The sequence below is a fragment of the Mycobacterium sp. HM-7 genome (assembly GCF_053852335.1).
In genome coordinates this window covers 4,402,379-4,418,335 of sequence record NZ_CM132657.1, presented here as the reverse complement: position 1 = coordinate 4,418,335, position 15,957 = coordinate 4,402,379, and the positions used below count along the sequence as shown (strand labels likewise).

Genomic DNA, 15,957 nt, shown 5'->3' with positions numbered 1-15,957 from the left:
CAGAATCCGGGACGACGGGAGCGAAGAACGTGATTGGCGAGCCGGCAACGGCAGACCCGGCAGATGTGGCACGCAAGAAAGCCGCCGCGCCGACTTTGAAATTGCCACCGGAGCCGGAGTGGGAGCTCGGCGAGGACGGCCGCGTCACCTACTACAAGATGCAGGCCATGGATGTTCGCCGTAAGGCGCGCAACCGAATTGGCGAACTGCTGTTCAACATGTTCATCACGCACATTCCGTCGCACACCATCCGCCAGGGCTTCCTGCGGCTGTTCGGCGCCACCATCGGTGAGTGGTCGACCATCATGCGCGGCACCACGATCCTGGACATCGAATTCCTGACGATCGGCAACGGCACCACCATCGGGTTCCGCTGCCTGCTCGACGCGCGGGCCGGCCTGTGGATCGGCGACAACGTCACGATCGCCAGCGATGTGCACCTGCTCGGCGGTGGCCACGACATCAACCACCCGGACTTTCTGCCCATCCCGATCCCGACGGTCATCGAGGACTACGTCTGGATCGCCAGCCGGGCCATGGTGCTGCCGGCGCTGATCGGCCGCGGTGCCGTCGTCGCCGCGCAGGCGCTCGTGGTCAAGGATGTGGCCCCACTCGACGTGGTGGGCGGAAACCCCGCCAAAGTGTTCGCCAAGCGTAATCCGGATGCATTGGGCTACAGCGCGAAGTACCGGCCCTTGTTCTGCTGATGCCGGTCGATCTACGCGAGTACCGGCTGGTCTACATCGGGCCGGCCGAAGGCCAGACGGCGGTCGGCGACTACGCCGAGAACTTCGTCAACGCCGTACAGCCACTGTTCGGTGAGGTCGTGCAGCGCCGCACCCTGGGTCCGGGCGCCGAGACGGTGGCCCAGGTGCGGGGACACCGGCGCGCGGTCGCCGATCTGGTGGCAGGCGGTAAGCCGGGCCGGGTGCTGGTGCACGCGGAACTGGCGGCCGGCGCGGTGTCGGCGTTCTGGTCCATCGCCGGGTTGCGCGGGGTGCCGGTGACGGCGACGGTTCATGACCCGCCGCAGGGCATCTGGTGGCCGGCCCGGACCCGGTTCGTGGCGCGGCACCGGCTCGTCATGCATGGTCTGCACTACCCGCTGCGTCCGCTGTCGCGGGTCGTCGAAGGTGTCGTCAATGGTGACCGGACGATGGTCGCGCTGAGTCAGATCGGCGCGGATTCCATCAAGGCCACGTACCCCGACACCACGGTCGCCGCCGTGCCGCACATCATCTCCGAACGGCCGCAGCTGCGTCCGCTGACCGAGCGGCCGAAGGCGGTGGGTTTCTTCGGGCATGTGTACCGGGGCAAGGGTTTCGAGCAGATCGCCCGGATCCGGCGGGAGTTGCCCGAGGACATCGTGATCCGGGTGGCGGGTCGCGGAACCGAGGCACTGACCGGTGGTCCGGGCGTGGAGATCGTCGGCCCCGTCGACGGTCCCGCCGAGGATGCCTTCTTCGATTCGGTGCGGGCCGTGGTGATTCCGTACGGCAAGCGCCATTTCTACGCCGAGACCTACCCCGCATCCGGCTCGGTGGCCCACTCCATGGCGTACCGGACGCCGGTGGTCTGCACCGACTACGGCGCGCTGGCCGAACTGGACGAGCGCGCCGGGGCCCTCGTGGTCCGGATCGGCGACCAGAACGCCGAACAGGTGGCGTCTTCGTTGGCCGCGGCCATCGTGTCCCTCGTCGACGACGATCAGCGGCTGGCCGAGTTCGGCCGGCACGTCGAGGCCTACCGCGAGGCCTGCTCCGGGCCGCGGACGGCCGAGGCGTTCGGCCGCGTGTGGACCGACCTGCTGTCCCGATCGTCTGTGAGCGTGTGACCTGACTGCCCCCGAAGCGCCCACTCGCAATGTGGCGAAGACGCTCATCTCCCTGGTCTGGATCTATGGCGGCCGTGGGGTGGGCCTGCTGTGGACCCTGATCCTCGTTCAGCGCCTTGGCGTCTCCGAATACGGCCTGTATGCCATGGCGACCGTGCTCAACGGCATCGTCGGCAACACCGTCGACAACGCCTTCGCGGTCCGGGCCATCCGGGAGTCCGAGGAGCACTTCCTGCGCGAGCGCACCATGCGCTACCTCATCGCGGTCGGGCTGGTCGCCGCCGGCGCGGCGACGTTCGACGTCAACTACGTCATCGGCTTCGGCCTGATGGTGGCCGGCGGCGAGATCGCCATGAATGTGGTCAAGAGCCGATCAGCGCGAGATGGCCACCCGGACAAGGTGTATCGGCTCGACACCGCGAGGCAGTTCACCAGTGCCGGCGTCGGCGCGGTGTACCTGTACACGTCGGCGCACCCGACGCTGATCCACGCGTCACTGCTGTACTGCACGCCCTATGTGCTGGCCCTGCTGGTCGGGGCCAAGCTGGCCATCGGTCACCGGCCCGCACAGCCCGGCCCGCCACGGTTGATCGCGGCGCTCACCGGCGAAATGCTCGGCACCACGCTGTATCTCGGCGGCGACGTGCTGCTGCTGGGCACTCTGGTGGACACCAAGGCCGCGGGCTACTACCAGCTCGCTTGGGTGGTGGCCGCCGCGGTCGCTGCGGCCGGCCAGTCCTTCGGCATGACGTACCACGAGCCGCTGCGGGAGAGCGGTGGTGACCTTTCCGCGGCCCCACCGCTGCGCAACATCCTACGGATGGCGGCGCTCGGCGGCTCGCTGCTCCTGGTGATCGGTGGCTGCCTGTTCGCCTTCGGGGCTCCTGCCCAACTGGCCACGACGATGATGATCATGGGCGGTTTCGCCGCGCTGCGCATCTGCATCTTCGTGTTGCAGGTGATCCTGTACACCCAGCGGCGCGACGTCTTCCGTCTCACCATCGCCGTCGGACTGGTGCCGGTGAAACTCGGCATGGTCGCCGCCCTCGCGACGCTGACCCCGCTGGGCGCGGTTGGCGCGGCCATCGCGGCCACCGTCGCCGACGCGATCATGCTGACCGGGTTCACGTGGGCGGTCTACCGGCCGCGCCAGGTGGAGACCCAGGAATCATGACCACACCTAAGACCGCGTTCATCCTGTCGAAAGACCCGGTGCTCGAACACACCGGTGACGTCGCGCTCGCCCGGATGCTGATGCAGCTGGCCGCCGACTCGTTCGAGGTCTCGGCGATCGCGCTGTCGCCCGAGCCCGGCACGGTCACCGCAGAGCTGATTCCCGGCGGCCTGCCGCTGGCGCGGATCCACAAGCCGGCCGTGCGCCCGCACCGGCTGCTCATCGACTCTCTGCGGCGCCGTCGCAGCCTGGTGCACGTCCGCTTCGACACCGACGAACTGGTCCGCGCCATCGATGGCAGCGATGCCGACGTGTTCGTCGCCGAGCACAGCTACATGGCCGAATCATTCTTCCGCAGCAAGCATTTCGGGAAGAAGCGACTCGTCGTCAACACCAACGTGAGTGAATCGCTGGTCTGGCGGGCATCGCGCGGCGCGCTCGGTCGTATCGAGGAACCGCGGCTGATCCGCGACGAACTGCGCGTCGCGCGGGATGCCGACGCCGTCAGCACGTACGACGCCGAGGAAGCCGAGTACTACCGCGACAACGGCGTCCGCGACGCCCGGTTCATGGACATCACGATGCCGCCCGGCACCCAGGTCGACGTCGCGGCGTCGCCGCCGCGGCTGGTCTTCATGGGCACCCGGGACTGGCCACCCAACCAGGAGGGGTTCCTGCGGGCACTCGAACTGTGGCCGCGGATTTCGGCCGGGATCCCCGGCGCCGAACTGTGCGTCATCGGCGCCAAGAAACCCGGTGCGGCCGACCCCGTCTACCCCGACGGGGTGCGCGACCTCGGATTCGTCGACGACCTCGGGGCGTTCCTCGGCACCTGCCGTGCCCTGATCGCACCCATCAGCACCGGCGGGGGAGTCCGGGTCAAGCTGCTCGACACCATCCGGATCGGGCTGCCGGCGGTGGCCACCACCGCGGCCATCGGGTCACTCGGGCCGATCTTCGGGCTGCGTCCGCTGGACGACGACGCCGCGTTCATCGCCGAGTGCCGGCGGCTGCTCACCGATGTGCCGGCCGCGGTCGACCTGGGAAACCAGCTGTACGAGATCAACCGTCAGCGATGGCAGGACCGGCTGCCGCACCGGGCGGTGGCCGATCTGCTGCGCGGCGACCGTCAGGTGTAGTAGACCTTCACGCCGACCCACGGTGCCCAGACCATGTATCCGTGCTGGAAGTCGACGCGGTTGGAGCCGTTGACGTAGCGCTCGTCGCTGGTGGCCAGCCCCAATTGCGGCTTCCAGGCCTGCGCGAAAGCGCTGGACGCCCAGTGGGCGCCGGTCTCGGGCGACCACCAGACCCGGAACGCCGAGCCGCCGGTGAAGTCCTGCTGGCCATTGGCGAAGATGCTCGCGGGCACTGAATTGCGCTGCATCGCAATGTCGGCAACGGGACGCGGCGACGACACGTAGCCGCTCGGCATCTCGTAGATGGTGTTGATCGTGCGCACCTGCGCCCACACCGTCTTGGTGGCTTTGAACACCGGGCTCAGAACCGAGCCGTGTGCCGGATCGGTGATCTGCGAAAAGCGCTGGAATTCCGGTGATTTCGGTACCCCGGCGGCGATGGTGGCGGCCAGCTCGGCCGCTGCCGGCTTCGGGGTCCAGTCGCTGCGGTAGAGCCCGACGGTGGCGTCGGCCTGGTTGCTTCCGGTCTTCCGGTCACGCGTGGTGTAGATCATCAGCGGGCCGGTGTACGGCATTTCCTGCCACTTGGTGTAGATGTCCTTCAGGTATGCGGCCTGGGTGGTCTCGTTCACCACCGAGGTGGGCTCGCCGTATTCGGTGGCCCAGATCCGCTTCTCGTCATCGCCGTTGTCGATCATCACCTGACGCATCTGAACAAGTTGCAGGACAGGTGAATTCGCGATCAGCATGCCGTCGGAGAACTTGAGGTTGTAGTTGTACGGGTGGAACGACAGCGCGTCGAAGTTGCCCTTGGCGCCCGCGGCGTACATGCCGGCGATGAAGCGCACCGGGTTGATCGACCACGAGCCGAAGTCCACCACGGCGCCGACGACGCCGCCGATCACCGTCGCGTCCGGATCGACGGCCTTGATGCGTGGGTAGGCCGACTTCAGCAGATCGGTGTAGCCGGCGGGATCCGGTGCGGGACTGTAGAAGAACACCGCGTTCGGCTCGTTCCAGATCTCGTACGCGGAGATCTTTCCCTTGTAGCGGGTGGCCACCTTCGTCATGAAATTCCCGTAGGCGTCGGGGTCCTTGGGCCGACTGCTCAGCGGCAGGCCGCCCTGCGACATGGCCCAGGGCGGGGTGGCGTTGACGAACGCGATGATCGACATGTTCATGGCGGCAGCGGCATTCACCGTCTTGTCGACCAGACTCCAGTCGAGTTGGCCCAGGATCGGCTCGACCCCGGCCCACGGAATCATCAACCTGATGGTGTTCACCCGGTTGTTGGCCATCAGCGCCAGGGTCCGGTTCACGTCGTCCTGCGACAGGCCGTAGATGTCGGAGTCGGCGAATCCGATCGTCGTCGGCAGGGAGACGACATTGGCCCGCTCGGCTATGGCGACCCGCTCAGGGGCGTCGCCGGGGATGCCCGTCAGGGCGATGAGGGCGCAGACCATGCTGCCGGCGATCGCCGATGCCACGCTCGAGAAGCGGGCAGATCGGCGGGGGCGCTTCCCGGGCATCACGCAACCGCCCTTCACCTATGAAGTGCGTCGCGAGGCGCAAACGCGCACTCAGTGTGCAGCAGCAATGGGGATTTGCTGTGAATCTGCTTGGGCGTGTCGCCGCCTTATCTCGTCTTGGCGTTCTCGGTCGATATGCACCAGGAATGCCAGCAAAATCGAGAATTTGAGCGTGGCCGGCGGGATACCCACCACTGGGTGGTCCAGTTGGAGCGCCACAACGCAGAATCCGATGAAGACGCCGCCATACACCGCCCAGGGAAATGAATTGGAGCGGATGGCCCGGTAGCTCATGACGCAACCGATCAGCATGATCGCAAAGAACGCCAGACCGGTGAAGATGCCGCCGCGGTAAATCGTCAGCAATGGCGCGTTGGAGACGTGGTTCAGCACGAAGGCATAGTTTCCGTCCCGGAATTCGAGGCGATTCCACCCTTTTCCGAAGAGCCAGTAACCGGCCATGGTGTCGGGGAATTCGCGGATGGCATCAATTCGGGAAGTGGAGCCGACGTCGTCACTGCTGAACGAATGCGCGAACCTGGTGCGCACTTCCGGTATCGACGCCGCGGCTCCGACGGCGGCGACCATCGCGGCGAGGGCCCACCCGCGGTCCCGCGACCGCATGTTGTGGAAGGCCAGCACCAGCAGCACGCCCGCGACGATGGTGAACATGCCGGCCCGGCTCAAGGTCAGCAGCAGCGCGACGAGGAAAACGCCCTCGACCACGATGCGCTGCCAGCCGGCCAGCACGACCATGCCGACCGCGATGGCCACGACCAGCGCGATGCCTTCGGCATTCGGGTCGACTGACGTGCCGCCCAGCCGCATCGATCGTTCGGCGCCGCCTTCGGCGAAGGCGAAGCGGGTGGCGGTGTATTCCGCGGCATAGCCGAAGACCCGCAGATATTTGAATGAGGTCTGGTTGGGGTCGAACGCCACGATGTACAAGCCGAATACGGCGTTCGCCAACGTCGAGTAGACGAATATGCGGCCGAATTTCTCGAGATGTGCACCGGAGAGGCTGCTCAGCGCGATCGCGACGAGGGTCACGACCGACCACCGGACGATCTGGATGATGTCGCCCACGCCGACGCCGGTTACCGCGACGGAGGCGATCGAGGTGAGCACCAGGGCGATGATCGACCATTCCAGCGGGTGAATGGGGCGGGCGAGTCGGGGATGCACGAACAGCGCAACCACCGCGCCGAATGCGAACGGCAGATATAAGGGGACGTGAACTCCCGGAAAATATCCGAATGGGAGCGCGCCCGTGACGACCGCCAATACGTACAAGAACCACAGGGGATGCCGCAAACCGACATAGATGCCGGCAACCACCGCGGCAATAGCGACAATGCCCAACAAAGTGACCTGGCCGAAAGACGTTGCCAACCAGACCAACCCCACGATCCCGGCCAGAATCACGGCCGATGATTTAAGATTGCGAAGTTGACCCACACGGGCGTTCATGCCGACTATGTTCTCAGCTCGACCAGCTAAGCTCAAGCAGGTTGCCCGGACCCGTGGCGCGTCTGAATGGTCGGTCCGGTTCCCAGCCGTTAATCTGTGAGCTGTCGCATTGCTGAAATAAGGGGCACGACCTTGGAGATCAAAGAGTACCTGCGGATATTCGGCCGGTACTGGTGGGCGATCGTGGCGCTGGCGATTGTCGGCGGCGTCGCGGGCTGGTCGTGGTGGGAATTCGGCGATCGCGAGTACCAGTCCAGCGCGACGCTGTTCGTGGCGACCCAGAACGGCACGTCGGTCACCGAGGCCTACCAGAACAACCTGTTCTCCCAGGACCGCGTGAACTCCTACGCCACCCTCGCCATGAGCGAGCAGGTGGCGGCCCGCGCGGTGGACCAGCTGAAGGCGACCATCTCGGCCAACGAACTGCGCGCGAAGGTCACCGCCGTCCCGCTGCCGAAGACAGTGTTGCTGCAGGTCGCGGTCACCGACAAGGACCCCGGCCAGGCGCAGACCTACGCCAGCGCGGTAGCCGATCAGCTCGCCGGACTGGTCGGGGAACTGGAGACCTCCCGTCGCGGTGGCAGTCCGGCCGCCGGCGCCATCGTGGTGGACGAGGCCGGCTATCCGACCAAGCCCCTCGGGTACTCGATGATCACCCGGATCGGCATGGGCATCGCCGGCGGCACGGTCCTCGGTCTCCTGGCAGCAATCGTGCTCGGCGTCATCGACCGCCGGGTGCGCGGCCGTGAGCGGGTGGCCGACGTCAGCGGTTCGCTGCTCATGGGTGCGCTGCCCGCAGACTCGGCCCGCGGCAAGGCCGCGGTGGCCGACCTGACCGCAGAGGGCGCCTACGCGGAGTCCCTGCGCGAGCTCCGGAACAATTTGCGGTTCGCCGTGCCGGCAAACCGCAATGAACCCGCCCGGGTGATCGCGGTGGCCAGTCCGTCGCCGGCCGACGGACGCACGACGGTTGCGATCGATCTGGCTGCCGTGCTCGCCGAGACCGGCAAACGCGTGGTCCTGGTCGACGGTGACCTGCGCAACCCCGCTGTCGCACAGCGATTGGACCTGACCCCGGCGGCCCGCCAAGGGGCGGCCGATCGCGGCCTGAGCACCGTGCTGGTCGGCGAGAACACCGTCGCCGAAGGCCTGATCCCCGAGGTTCCCGTTGGCCAGCACCACATCGCGGTGTTGCCCGCCGGCCCGGCCACCCCGCGTCCCGGGGAGCTGTGGGCCGGCGACCACACCGAGAGCCTGTTCGCGAAGCTGTCCGGCCAGTTCGACTACGTCGTCGTCGATACGCCGCCGCTGGGCAAGTACAACGACGGTGCCGTCGCCGCCGCGCTGTCGGACGGTGCACTGCTGGTCGGCCGCATCCGCCACACCACGAGCAGCGCGCTCACCCGGGCGGTGCAGACGCTGAAGTCCGCCAACGCGGTGCTGATCGGCTCGGTCGCCACCGATGAACCCGTCGAGTTCAAGATGCACATCGGTGGGGCCGACGGCCCGAAATCCGGTGGCGGCAAGAAGGGTTCGGCCAAGGCCAAGGCCAAGGCCACGTCCAAGGCCACGCCCACGGCGGCACCCCAGGCTGCGTCCCAGTCCGAGGCCAAGACGGCGGCGCACCAGAAGCCGTGATGCGTCACGTTGAGTTGCGGCGCACGGTACTGGCACTGGCTGCGGTGCTGGTCACCGTGGCTGCGTGCGGCCAGTCGGGCCCGGTGTCGCCGCGACCGGGTGACGAGGCTCGTCCCACCCGGGACCTCACCCCGATGTTCCCGGGCGCCGAAGCGCTCCCGGCGCCCGACCTCACCGACGACGGCCCCGGTTCCCTGGTGGAGTTGAAGCCCGTCAAAGGCGACCGGAGCTTCGATGAGGCCGGCGCCACCGCCGCGCGCATCGTCTACCGCTCGACCAGCGGTGTGGACGGGCGTCCCATGCAGGTCAGCGCACTGATCGCGGTGCCCCCGGGGCCGGCGCCCAAGGGTGGCTGGCCGATCATCTCGTTCGGGCACGACACCACCGGGCTGCTGCCCAAGTGCGCGCCGACCCTCGCCCCGCAGTTCTGGGGCTATTCGACCGGCATGTCGGTGTATCTGCGGCGTGGCTTCGCCATCGCCCTGTCCGACTATCAGGGGCTGGGCCTCGACCCGGGTTCGGGCGCCCGGCAACATTCCATTCTGGACGCGGCCAGCCTGGGGAACAGCATCATCGATGCCGCCCGCGCGATCCATCGCGCCGTGCCGTCCACCAGCACCAACTGGGGCGCGCTGGGGGCCGGTGAAGGGGGCCTGGCCGCGTGGGCCGCGGCCGAACGCAACGGGGCCTACGGCGCCGGCATGAACATGGTGGGCGCGGTGGCGGTCAACCCGATCGCCGACCTGGCGCCGCTCGCCGACCCGGAGCGGACCGCCGCGCTGGCGACCGCGGACCAGTACCGGCTGCAGATTCGGGCGCTGCAGAGCCTGGAAACCATGCAGCCCGACTTCGACCTCGACGCGCACCGCTCGGCGAAACTCAAGGACCAGTGGGACCTGCTGGTCGACTGTGCGCCGCGCGATGTCGCATCCGCCCAACTGGCGCTGAATCAGCTGACTCCCAACGACTTCCAGGCCAAGGACGCCGCCGCGGCAGCGGATCTCAAGCGCCGTCTGGGTGCTGTCGCGCTGCCGAGTTCCGCTGCGGGACCGAATGATCCACCGGTGTTGGTGGCCTTCGGCTCCGCCGACACCGTCAATCCGCCGGCCGGGGTGCTGACGGCCACCGCGGCCGCCTGCGCCCGCGGCCAGCAGATCGTGGTGATGCGCGGCGTCGGCGACACCGGCCAGATCAACGACCAGACGATGCAGAATGCGCTGGCCTGGCTACAGGCGCGGTTCGACGGCGAGCGCCTGGCCGATGTCTGTGTGGGGGCGACGTGATCACCCCGACCGGAGTGCCGCGGGTGCGCGACTACGTGCTGTTCGTCAAGAACAGTTGGATGCTGGTGCTGGTCACCACCATCGCGAGCGCACTGGTGGGCTGGGTGGGCTGGGACCACGCCAAGCCCGAATACCGGTCGACGGCATCGGTGTTCGTTCGGACCGAGGGCAGCGCGTCGCCACTGGACGCCTACTACGGCGACGCCGACATGCTCGGCCTCATGGAGACCTACCGGCAGTTGGCCACCAGCTCGCAGGTCACCGCGCCGATCATCCAGAAGCTGGGCCTGATCGAGTCCGACAAGGAACTCGCCGCCCGGATCGTCATATTGCCCAGTGCCACAGCGATGTTGAACGTCACGGTCACCGGCGGCGATGCCGACCAGACCACGCAGATCGCGCACGAGGTCGTCAACGACATGGTCGCGGTGGGCAACCGGCTGGCGCTGGTCGCCGGTACGAGTGCGACGCTCGTCGTCATCGACGACGCCAGTCCCGCCGAGCGGGTGGGCGGGGTGGCGTCCTACGTGATGACCGGGACGGTGCTGGGTTTCGCGCTGTGCGTCATCGCGGTGATCGCCCGGGCCCTGATCTTCGACCGGGTGGAGAGTCGCCGGCACCTCGAGCGGGTGATCGGCGACGCGAGTGCCGGGACGTCGGGATGAACTCGTGGCGGCTGCGGCGCGTCGCCGCGGTGGGCCTGCTCGCCGCGGTGTGCCTGACGGCGCCGGCCTGCCAGAGTGACTCGGCGCCGAAAAAGGCCGGGCCACTTACGGTTCCGGGGATCGATCTCAAACCTGACACCAAGGGTGCCGGCGAGGTGCCCGGGGCGCTGGTGTCGGCCTCGACGTTCCCCACGCTGGACCTGCGACTGAAATCGGCGGTCTCGCTGGCCGCCCGCCTCACGTACACGTCGACGTCGGGGATCACCGGCGAGCACACCGAGGTGTCGGGTTCGGTGTTCGTGCCGAACGGGACGCCGCCACAGGGCGGCTGGCCGATCATCGTCTTCGGCCACGCCACGTCGGGCATGCAGCGGGAGTGCGGGCCGTCCGGGTCGTCGACGCTGCAGGGGCTGTCCATGCCGATCACCACGCTGGTCAAGGCCGGCTATGTGGTGAGCCTGCCGGACTATCAGGGTCTCGGGCCGGGCACCGCGGGCCATCCGTACGCCGACGCCACCACGGTCGGCTACAACGTCATCGACGCGGCGCGCGCGGCGCACAAGCTGGTGCCGGATTCGTCGGACCGCTGGCTGGCAGTCGGGGTATCCCAGGGTGGTCAAGCTGCCTGGGCCGCAAACGAACTCGCCGCACGCTACGGCACGGGGCTGACGCTCGTCGGCACCGTCAGCCTGTCGCCGGCCACCGATCTCACCGGCCTGGCCACCGGTGCCGCGGCCGGCAGCCTGTCGAAGGAGCAGGGCGCCATCCTGCAGCTGATCCTCGCTTCCCTCGCGACGGAGAACCCGTCGCTGAACCTGCAGGACTACCGCCGCGGTGAGGTCGCCGACCACTGGGACGTCCTCGCCTCGTGCCGCACCGAGGACGCCGCCGCCCGGGCCGCGGCGATCGACAAGATCACGCCCGACGACCTGCGGCCCGCGAGCCCGCAGGCGGAGACGACGCTGCAGGGACTGCTGGCCAAGCGGAGCCTGCCCAAGGAGCCGACGTCGGCGCCGATGCTCGTGTTGTACGGCGGCCAGGACACGCTGCTGCTGCCGGACTGGACGAACAAGGCACTCGCGGCCGCGTGCCGTCTCGGCGACGTCATCGACATCATGTTCCAGCCGACCAAGGGGCACGCCGACATCGACGTCGCGATGTCCTACGACTGGATCAAGGACCGCTTCGACGGCGTTCCCGCCCCGAACAGTTGTCCGTCGTTCAATTCCACGCAGGGAGCAGGACAGTGAACGCGCCGACCTCGGCACCGGTCCGGACGCGGGCCCGCATCATCGGGCTGGACGGCGCCCGCGGGCTGTCGTGCCTGGGCGTGGCCGTCATGCACGTCACCGGTCATTACTCACCCCAGACCGCCTACCACTGGAAGACGAACCTGGTCGGGCTGTCGCTGATCTTCTTCTACGCACTCAGCGGGTTCCTGCTGTTCCTGCCGTACGTGCGCAACCTGATCGAGCAGCGCGAACTGCCCAGCACCGCGAATTTCGCCGTCCACCGCATCGCCCGGATCCTGCCCGGCTACCTGGTGATCTTCCTGCTGTGCAACTACCTGCTGCAGATCGTCTACATCCAGAACGCGTCGCTGCAGCCGACCCGCACCGAAGACGGGACCGGCATGATCACCGACCCGTGGCAACTGATCGCCAACCTCACCCTGACGCAGTCGTACATCCCGAAGTACTTCCAGACGGGTCTCAACCCGTCGTGGTCACTGACGCTGGAATACGCCTTCTACCTGTCGATCCCGCTGCTCGGCATGCTCTTGTTCGCCCTCGGCAGGCGCTCGAACCTGCGGCCGTGGCTCGTCGTGTCGCTGGGGCCTGCGCTGTTGATCGCGCTCGGATTCATCGGCCGGGCCTTCGTACCGTCGCTGATCTCGGCGCTGCACCTGACCGATCCCACGCAGATCAACTGGGGCGCCAACTGGGTCGCGGTCTACACCAAGACGTTCCTGACCAACTCGGACACCTTCGCGTTCGGCATGGCCGCCGCGGTGCTGGTCGTGGCCATGGAGCACAAGGTGATTCGCGAGAAGCTCAGCCGCCGCGTCCGGTTGTACAGCTTCCTGGCGATGTTCCCGGCGGGTGTGGTGATGCTCGGGCTGATCGCGCTGGCCAATCCGTACGCTACGTCGGCCCTGGCCGTGCTGTGCGCACTGGGCATCCTGGTGATCGTCGCGCCGCTGTTCCGCGGCGAACGGTCCGGGCTGGCCGAGCTGCTGGACACCGCGCCGTTCCGGTTCGTCGGCAAGGTCTCGCTGTCGGCGTACCTCTGGCACTTCCCGCTCATGCTGCTGATGGGTCGCTGGGGCCTGATGGCCGGTGACAACCTGCCCGGCATGCTGCGCAACGTCGCGCTCGTCCTGGCGGTGACACTGGTGGTCTCGGCCGTCACGTACTACGCAGTGGAAGACCCCGTCATGAAATTCGCGAAGCGGTACCGCACCAGGTGGTCCTGAATGCGTCGTGCGATCCAGTGGGGTGCCGCGGTCGCCGCGCTGCTCCTGATCGCGGCGTCGTTGCCGGTGATGTGGCAGGTCGGTAGCTGGGCCCTGGACAAGCTGCGGCACGGCGGCATCGGGGATCCCGTGCCGATCCGGACCGCCGACCTCACCGGGTCCGGTCCGGGCAGCCTGATCAGCGCCATGACGATGCCGGCCCTGACCAACTCGGTGGAGGGCAAGGACCTGCAGGCCGCGCGCGTGGTCTACCGATCCACCTCCGGTGACACCGATGCGCCCACGGTGGTGTCGGGGTCGGTGTTCACGCCCCGGGGCAAGGCGCCCGACGGCGGCTGGCCGGTGATCGCGCTGGCACACGGCACCACCGGCATCGACCAGCCGTGCGCGCCGTCGCTGTCGGCGAATCTGCTCGGCAACGTCGTGTTCGTGCAGGGCTTCGTCAACCTCGGCTTCGCCGTAGCCCTCGCCGACTACCAGGGGCTGGGTGCGCCCGGCGTCCATCCCTACACCGACAGCCGCACCGCGGGCCGCAATGTCATCGACTCGGTGCGGGCCCTGCGCCACACGTTCCGCGACATCTCGAACCGCTGGGCCGTGTTCGGCGGCTCGCAGGGCGGCGGCGCGGCGTGGGCGGCCGACGAGCAGGCGCGCACCTATGCGCCCGAACTCGATCTGATCGGCGCCGCCGCCAGCGTGCCGTCGGCCGATGTGGCGGGCATCGTCGACAAGGCCGTCTCCGGCAGCCTGACCAAGGACCAGCAAGCGGCGTTCCAGGCGATCGTCGAGTCGTTGGCCCGGCTGCATCCCGACCTGAACCGCGACGACTACCGCCGGGGCGCGGCGGCCAGGTACTGGAAGGTGCTGTCGGCGTGCTCGGGACCCGATGTCGCTTACCGCGCCACCGCCATCGATGCCCTCGGGCCGACCGACCTGGCGCCGGTAGATGCGGCGGCTGCCGACCGGCTGCGTCGCTACCTGCAGGACTGGGCGCTGCCGCAGCGGCCGTTGTCGGCCCCCATGTCGGTGGTCTACGGCGGCAAGGACACTTTCCTCGACCCGGAATGGACGAAAGCCGCCATCGCCCGCGCATGTTCGCTGGGCGGTACGGTGGTCTGGAATTTCCAGCCGGACGGTGGACATGCCGACATTGACGGACCGGGTCAATTGCGGTGGCTGGCAGAACGATTCAGGGGAGGCGAGGCGGTCAATGACTGTCCTGCGCAGGGGACCACGTAATCCCGACGGCGACAGCCCGATTCATCAGCAGTTGCTGATCGACGCGAAATGCATCGTGAAGCGACTGATCGCGCCCCGCGGCACCGCCGTCGGTGACCCCGAACGGCCGTACCTGATCCTGCCCATCCTGGGACAGTCCAACGCGTTCGGCATGGGGCTGCCCGTCGAGCCCGACGGGTTGGACCGGCCCCATCCGCTGGTGCACCAGTGGGCCATGTGTGGGCCGTCGAAGGGCACCGCGGTGCTCGCGACGCAACCGCTGCTGCACGAAATACCGTGCAAATACGTCGGTTTCGGCCCGACCTTCGCCAAACGGCTGGCCGACGCCACCGGACGTCCGGTGCTGCTGATCCCCGGCGCCCGGGGTGACACGTCGTTCACCCCGAAGAACGGGCACACCTGGGATCCGGCCGACCGGAAGACCCGGGTGAACCTGTACCGGCGGGCGGTGGCCGCCATCGATGCGGCGCTGGCGCGTTTTCCCGGCAGTGAGATCGCCGCCGTGCTGTGGCACCAGGGGGAGACGGACGTGCCGTTGATCTCGGGCGCGCAGTATCAGGCCAAGCTCGACTCGCTGATCGGGGACATGCGCACGCGGTACGGCGCGAGTCTGCCGTTCGTCCTCGGGCAGATGGTGCCCGAGGAGATGGAGCTGAGCGGCAAGCCCTATGCCGCGATCGACGCCGTGCACGCCGACACCCCGAACCGGTGGCCGCTGAGCACCTTCGTGCCGGGGCCGCGCGATTCGTACAACAGCCCGGACGACCGGCACTACAGCGCCGCCGGGCAGCGGGAGCTGGGCCGCCGCATGTGGCAGCAGTACAGCGAGATGTGTGGTGAACAACTGGCGGACTATGGCACGCGGTGAACTCGGCCGCACCATTCGTCGTGTCATCGCTGTGGTCACGATCGTCTTGCTCGTCGATGTCGGGCTCGCCGGGGTGGCGCTGTTCGCCAACGCCAAGTCCGATCAGCTGCAGCGGGCCGACGCGATCATCGTGCTGGCCGGCGAGCACGACGGCCGCGAACAGTACGGGCTGAGCCTGGCCCGGCAGGGCTGGGCGCGCACGGTCGTGCTGTCGAACCCGTACGTGCCGGGCGACCCGCAGATGAAGAGCGCCTGCGCGCCGGCGAAGGACGTCGAGGTGATCTGCCCGAAGCCGGAAATCCTGACGACGCGCGGCGAGGCCATGATGATGCGCCAGCTCTCCGAGGGCCGTTCCTGGCATCGGATCATCGTGGTCAGCTGGCGCTATCACCTACCGCGCGCCCGCCTGATCTTCCGGCAGTGCTATTCGGCGGACCGTGGTTCGGTGGTTGCGGTGGCCCTGCCCAGGGACTATGACTTCTCGCCGATCGGGTGGGAGCTGACGTTCTTCTATCAGTTTGCCGGGTTCGCTAAGGCCGTCCTGCAGGGACGCTGCGCTTGACCTGCCTATTTTTCTGATCGGTGGTATTTTCGAGCAAACGATGCGATAGTAGTCGCAGTTCGCTGAGCGGGGGCTATAGC

General features: G+C 67.9%; 14 protein-coding genes. 12 read left to right on the top strand and 2 right to left on the bottom strand.

Annotation, left to right across the window (positions count from 1 at the left end):
- Positions 1 to 29: 29 nt before the first annotated feature.
- Genes ACWW1C_RS21240 through ACWW1C_RS21225 form a run of 4 tightly spaced genes read left to right on the top strand, consistent with a single transcriptional unit; the run spans position 30 to position 4,147 of the window.
- Entirely contained in the window at positions 30 to 707 is a 678-nt protein-coding gene (locus ACWW1C_RS21240; RefSeq protein WP_455980108.1) for an acyltransferase, read from the top strand.
- On the top strand, positions 707 to 1,834 hold the full coding sequence (locus ACWW1C_RS21235) for a glycosyltransferase (RefSeq protein ID WP_455980107.1): 1,128 nt from the start codon (positions 707 to 709) through the stop codon (positions 1,832 to 1,834). The genes ACWW1C_RS21240 and ACWW1C_RS21235 overlap by 1 nt, the downstream gene beginning before the upstream one ends.
- Before the next feature lie 31 nt (positions 1,835 to 1,865).
- Positions 1,866 to 3,008: a hypothetical protein gene (locus ACWW1C_RS21230; RefSeq protein WP_455980106.1), complete on the top strand. Its 1,143-nt coding sequence runs from the start codon at positions 1,866 to 1,868 to the stop codon at positions 3,006 to 3,008.
- Complete coding sequence (locus ACWW1C_RS21225) at positions 3,005 to 4,147, top strand: glycosyltransferase (RefSeq protein ID WP_455980105.1); 1,143 nt, start codon at positions 3,005 to 3,007, stop codon at positions 4,145 to 4,147. The genes ACWW1C_RS21230 and ACWW1C_RS21225 overlap by 4 nt, the downstream gene beginning before the upstream one ends.
- Here ACWW1C_RS21225 and ACWW1C_RS21220 read toward each other — a convergent pair.
- Positions 4,138 to 5,676, bottom strand: a complete 1,539-nt coding sequence (locus tag ACWW1C_RS21220; protein WP_455980104.1) for a cellulase family glycosylhydrolase — start codon at positions 5,674 to 5,676, stop codon at positions 4,138 to 4,140. The two genes, ACWW1C_RS21225 and ACWW1C_RS21220, sit on opposite strands and share 10 nt — an antisense overlap.
- A 51-nt stretch (positions 5,677 to 5,727) precedes the next feature.
- On the bottom strand, positions 5,728 to 7,146 hold the full coding sequence (locus ACWW1C_RS21215; protein WP_455980103.1) for an O-antigen ligase family protein: 1,419 nt from the start codon (positions 7,144 to 7,146) through the stop codon (positions 5,728 to 5,730).
- A 132-nt stretch (positions 7,147 to 7,278) separates the two neighbouring features.
- Here ACWW1C_RS21215 and ACWW1C_RS21210 point away from each other — a divergent pair, with 132 nt between their 5' ends.
- Genes ACWW1C_RS21210 through ACWW1C_RS21175 form a run of 8 tightly spaced genes read left to right on the top strand, consistent with a single transcriptional unit; the run spans position 7,279 to position 15,877 of the window.
- Positions 7,279 to 8,784 carry an AAA family ATPase gene (locus ACWW1C_RS21210; protein WP_455980102.1) on the top strand — a complete coding sequence of 502 codons (1,506 nt, stop codon included), beginning with the start codon at positions 7,279 to 7,281 and terminating at the stop codon, positions 8,782 to 8,784.
- Positions 8,784 to 10,067 carry a lipase family protein gene (locus tag ACWW1C_RS21205; RefSeq protein ID WP_455980101.1) on the top strand — a complete coding sequence of 428 codons (1,284 nt, stop codon included), beginning with the start codon at positions 8,784 to 8,786 and terminating at the stop codon, positions 10,065 to 10,067. Before ACWW1C_RS21210 ends, ACWW1C_RS21205 begins: the two co-directional genes overlap by 1 nt.
- The gene (locus tag ACWW1C_RS21200) at positions 10,064 to 10,732 is read left to right on the top strand and encodes a YveK family protein (RefSeq protein ID WP_455980100.1); all 669 of its coding nucleotides are present in this window, start codon (positions 10,064 to 10,066) and stop codon (positions 10,730 to 10,732) included. Before ACWW1C_RS21205 ends, ACWW1C_RS21200 begins: the two co-directional genes overlap by 4 nt.
- A complete protein-coding gene (locus ACWW1C_RS21195) occupies positions 10,729 to 11,982 on the top strand; it encodes an alpha/beta fold hydrolase (protein ID WP_455980099.1) in 1,254 nt (417 codons plus the stop codon). Before ACWW1C_RS21200 ends, ACWW1C_RS21195 begins: the two co-directional genes overlap by 4 nt.
- On the top strand, positions 11,979 to 13,208 hold the full coding sequence (locus tag ACWW1C_RS21190) for an acyltransferase family protein (protein WP_455980098.1): 1,230 nt from the start codon (positions 11,979 to 11,981) through the stop codon (positions 13,206 to 13,208). Before ACWW1C_RS21195 ends, ACWW1C_RS21190 begins: the two co-directional genes overlap by 4 nt.
- Complete coding sequence (locus tag ACWW1C_RS21185) at positions 13,209 to 14,447, top strand: lipase family protein (protein WP_455980097.1); 1,239 nt, start codon at positions 13,209 to 13,211, stop codon at positions 14,445 to 14,447.
- A complete protein-coding gene (locus tag ACWW1C_RS21180) occupies positions 14,419 to 15,315 on the top strand; it encodes a sialate O-acetylesterase (protein WP_455980096.1) in 897 nt (298 codons plus the stop codon). Before ACWW1C_RS21185 ends, ACWW1C_RS21180 begins: the two co-directional genes overlap by 29 nt.
- The gene (locus ACWW1C_RS21175; RefSeq protein WP_455980095.1) at positions 15,302 to 15,877 is read left to right on the top strand and encodes a YdcF family protein; all 576 of its coding nucleotides are present in this window, start codon (positions 15,302 to 15,304) and stop codon (positions 15,875 to 15,877) included. The genes ACWW1C_RS21180 and ACWW1C_RS21175 overlap by 14 nt, the downstream gene beginning before the upstream one ends.
- Positions 15,878 to 15,957 lie beyond the last annotated feature (80 nt).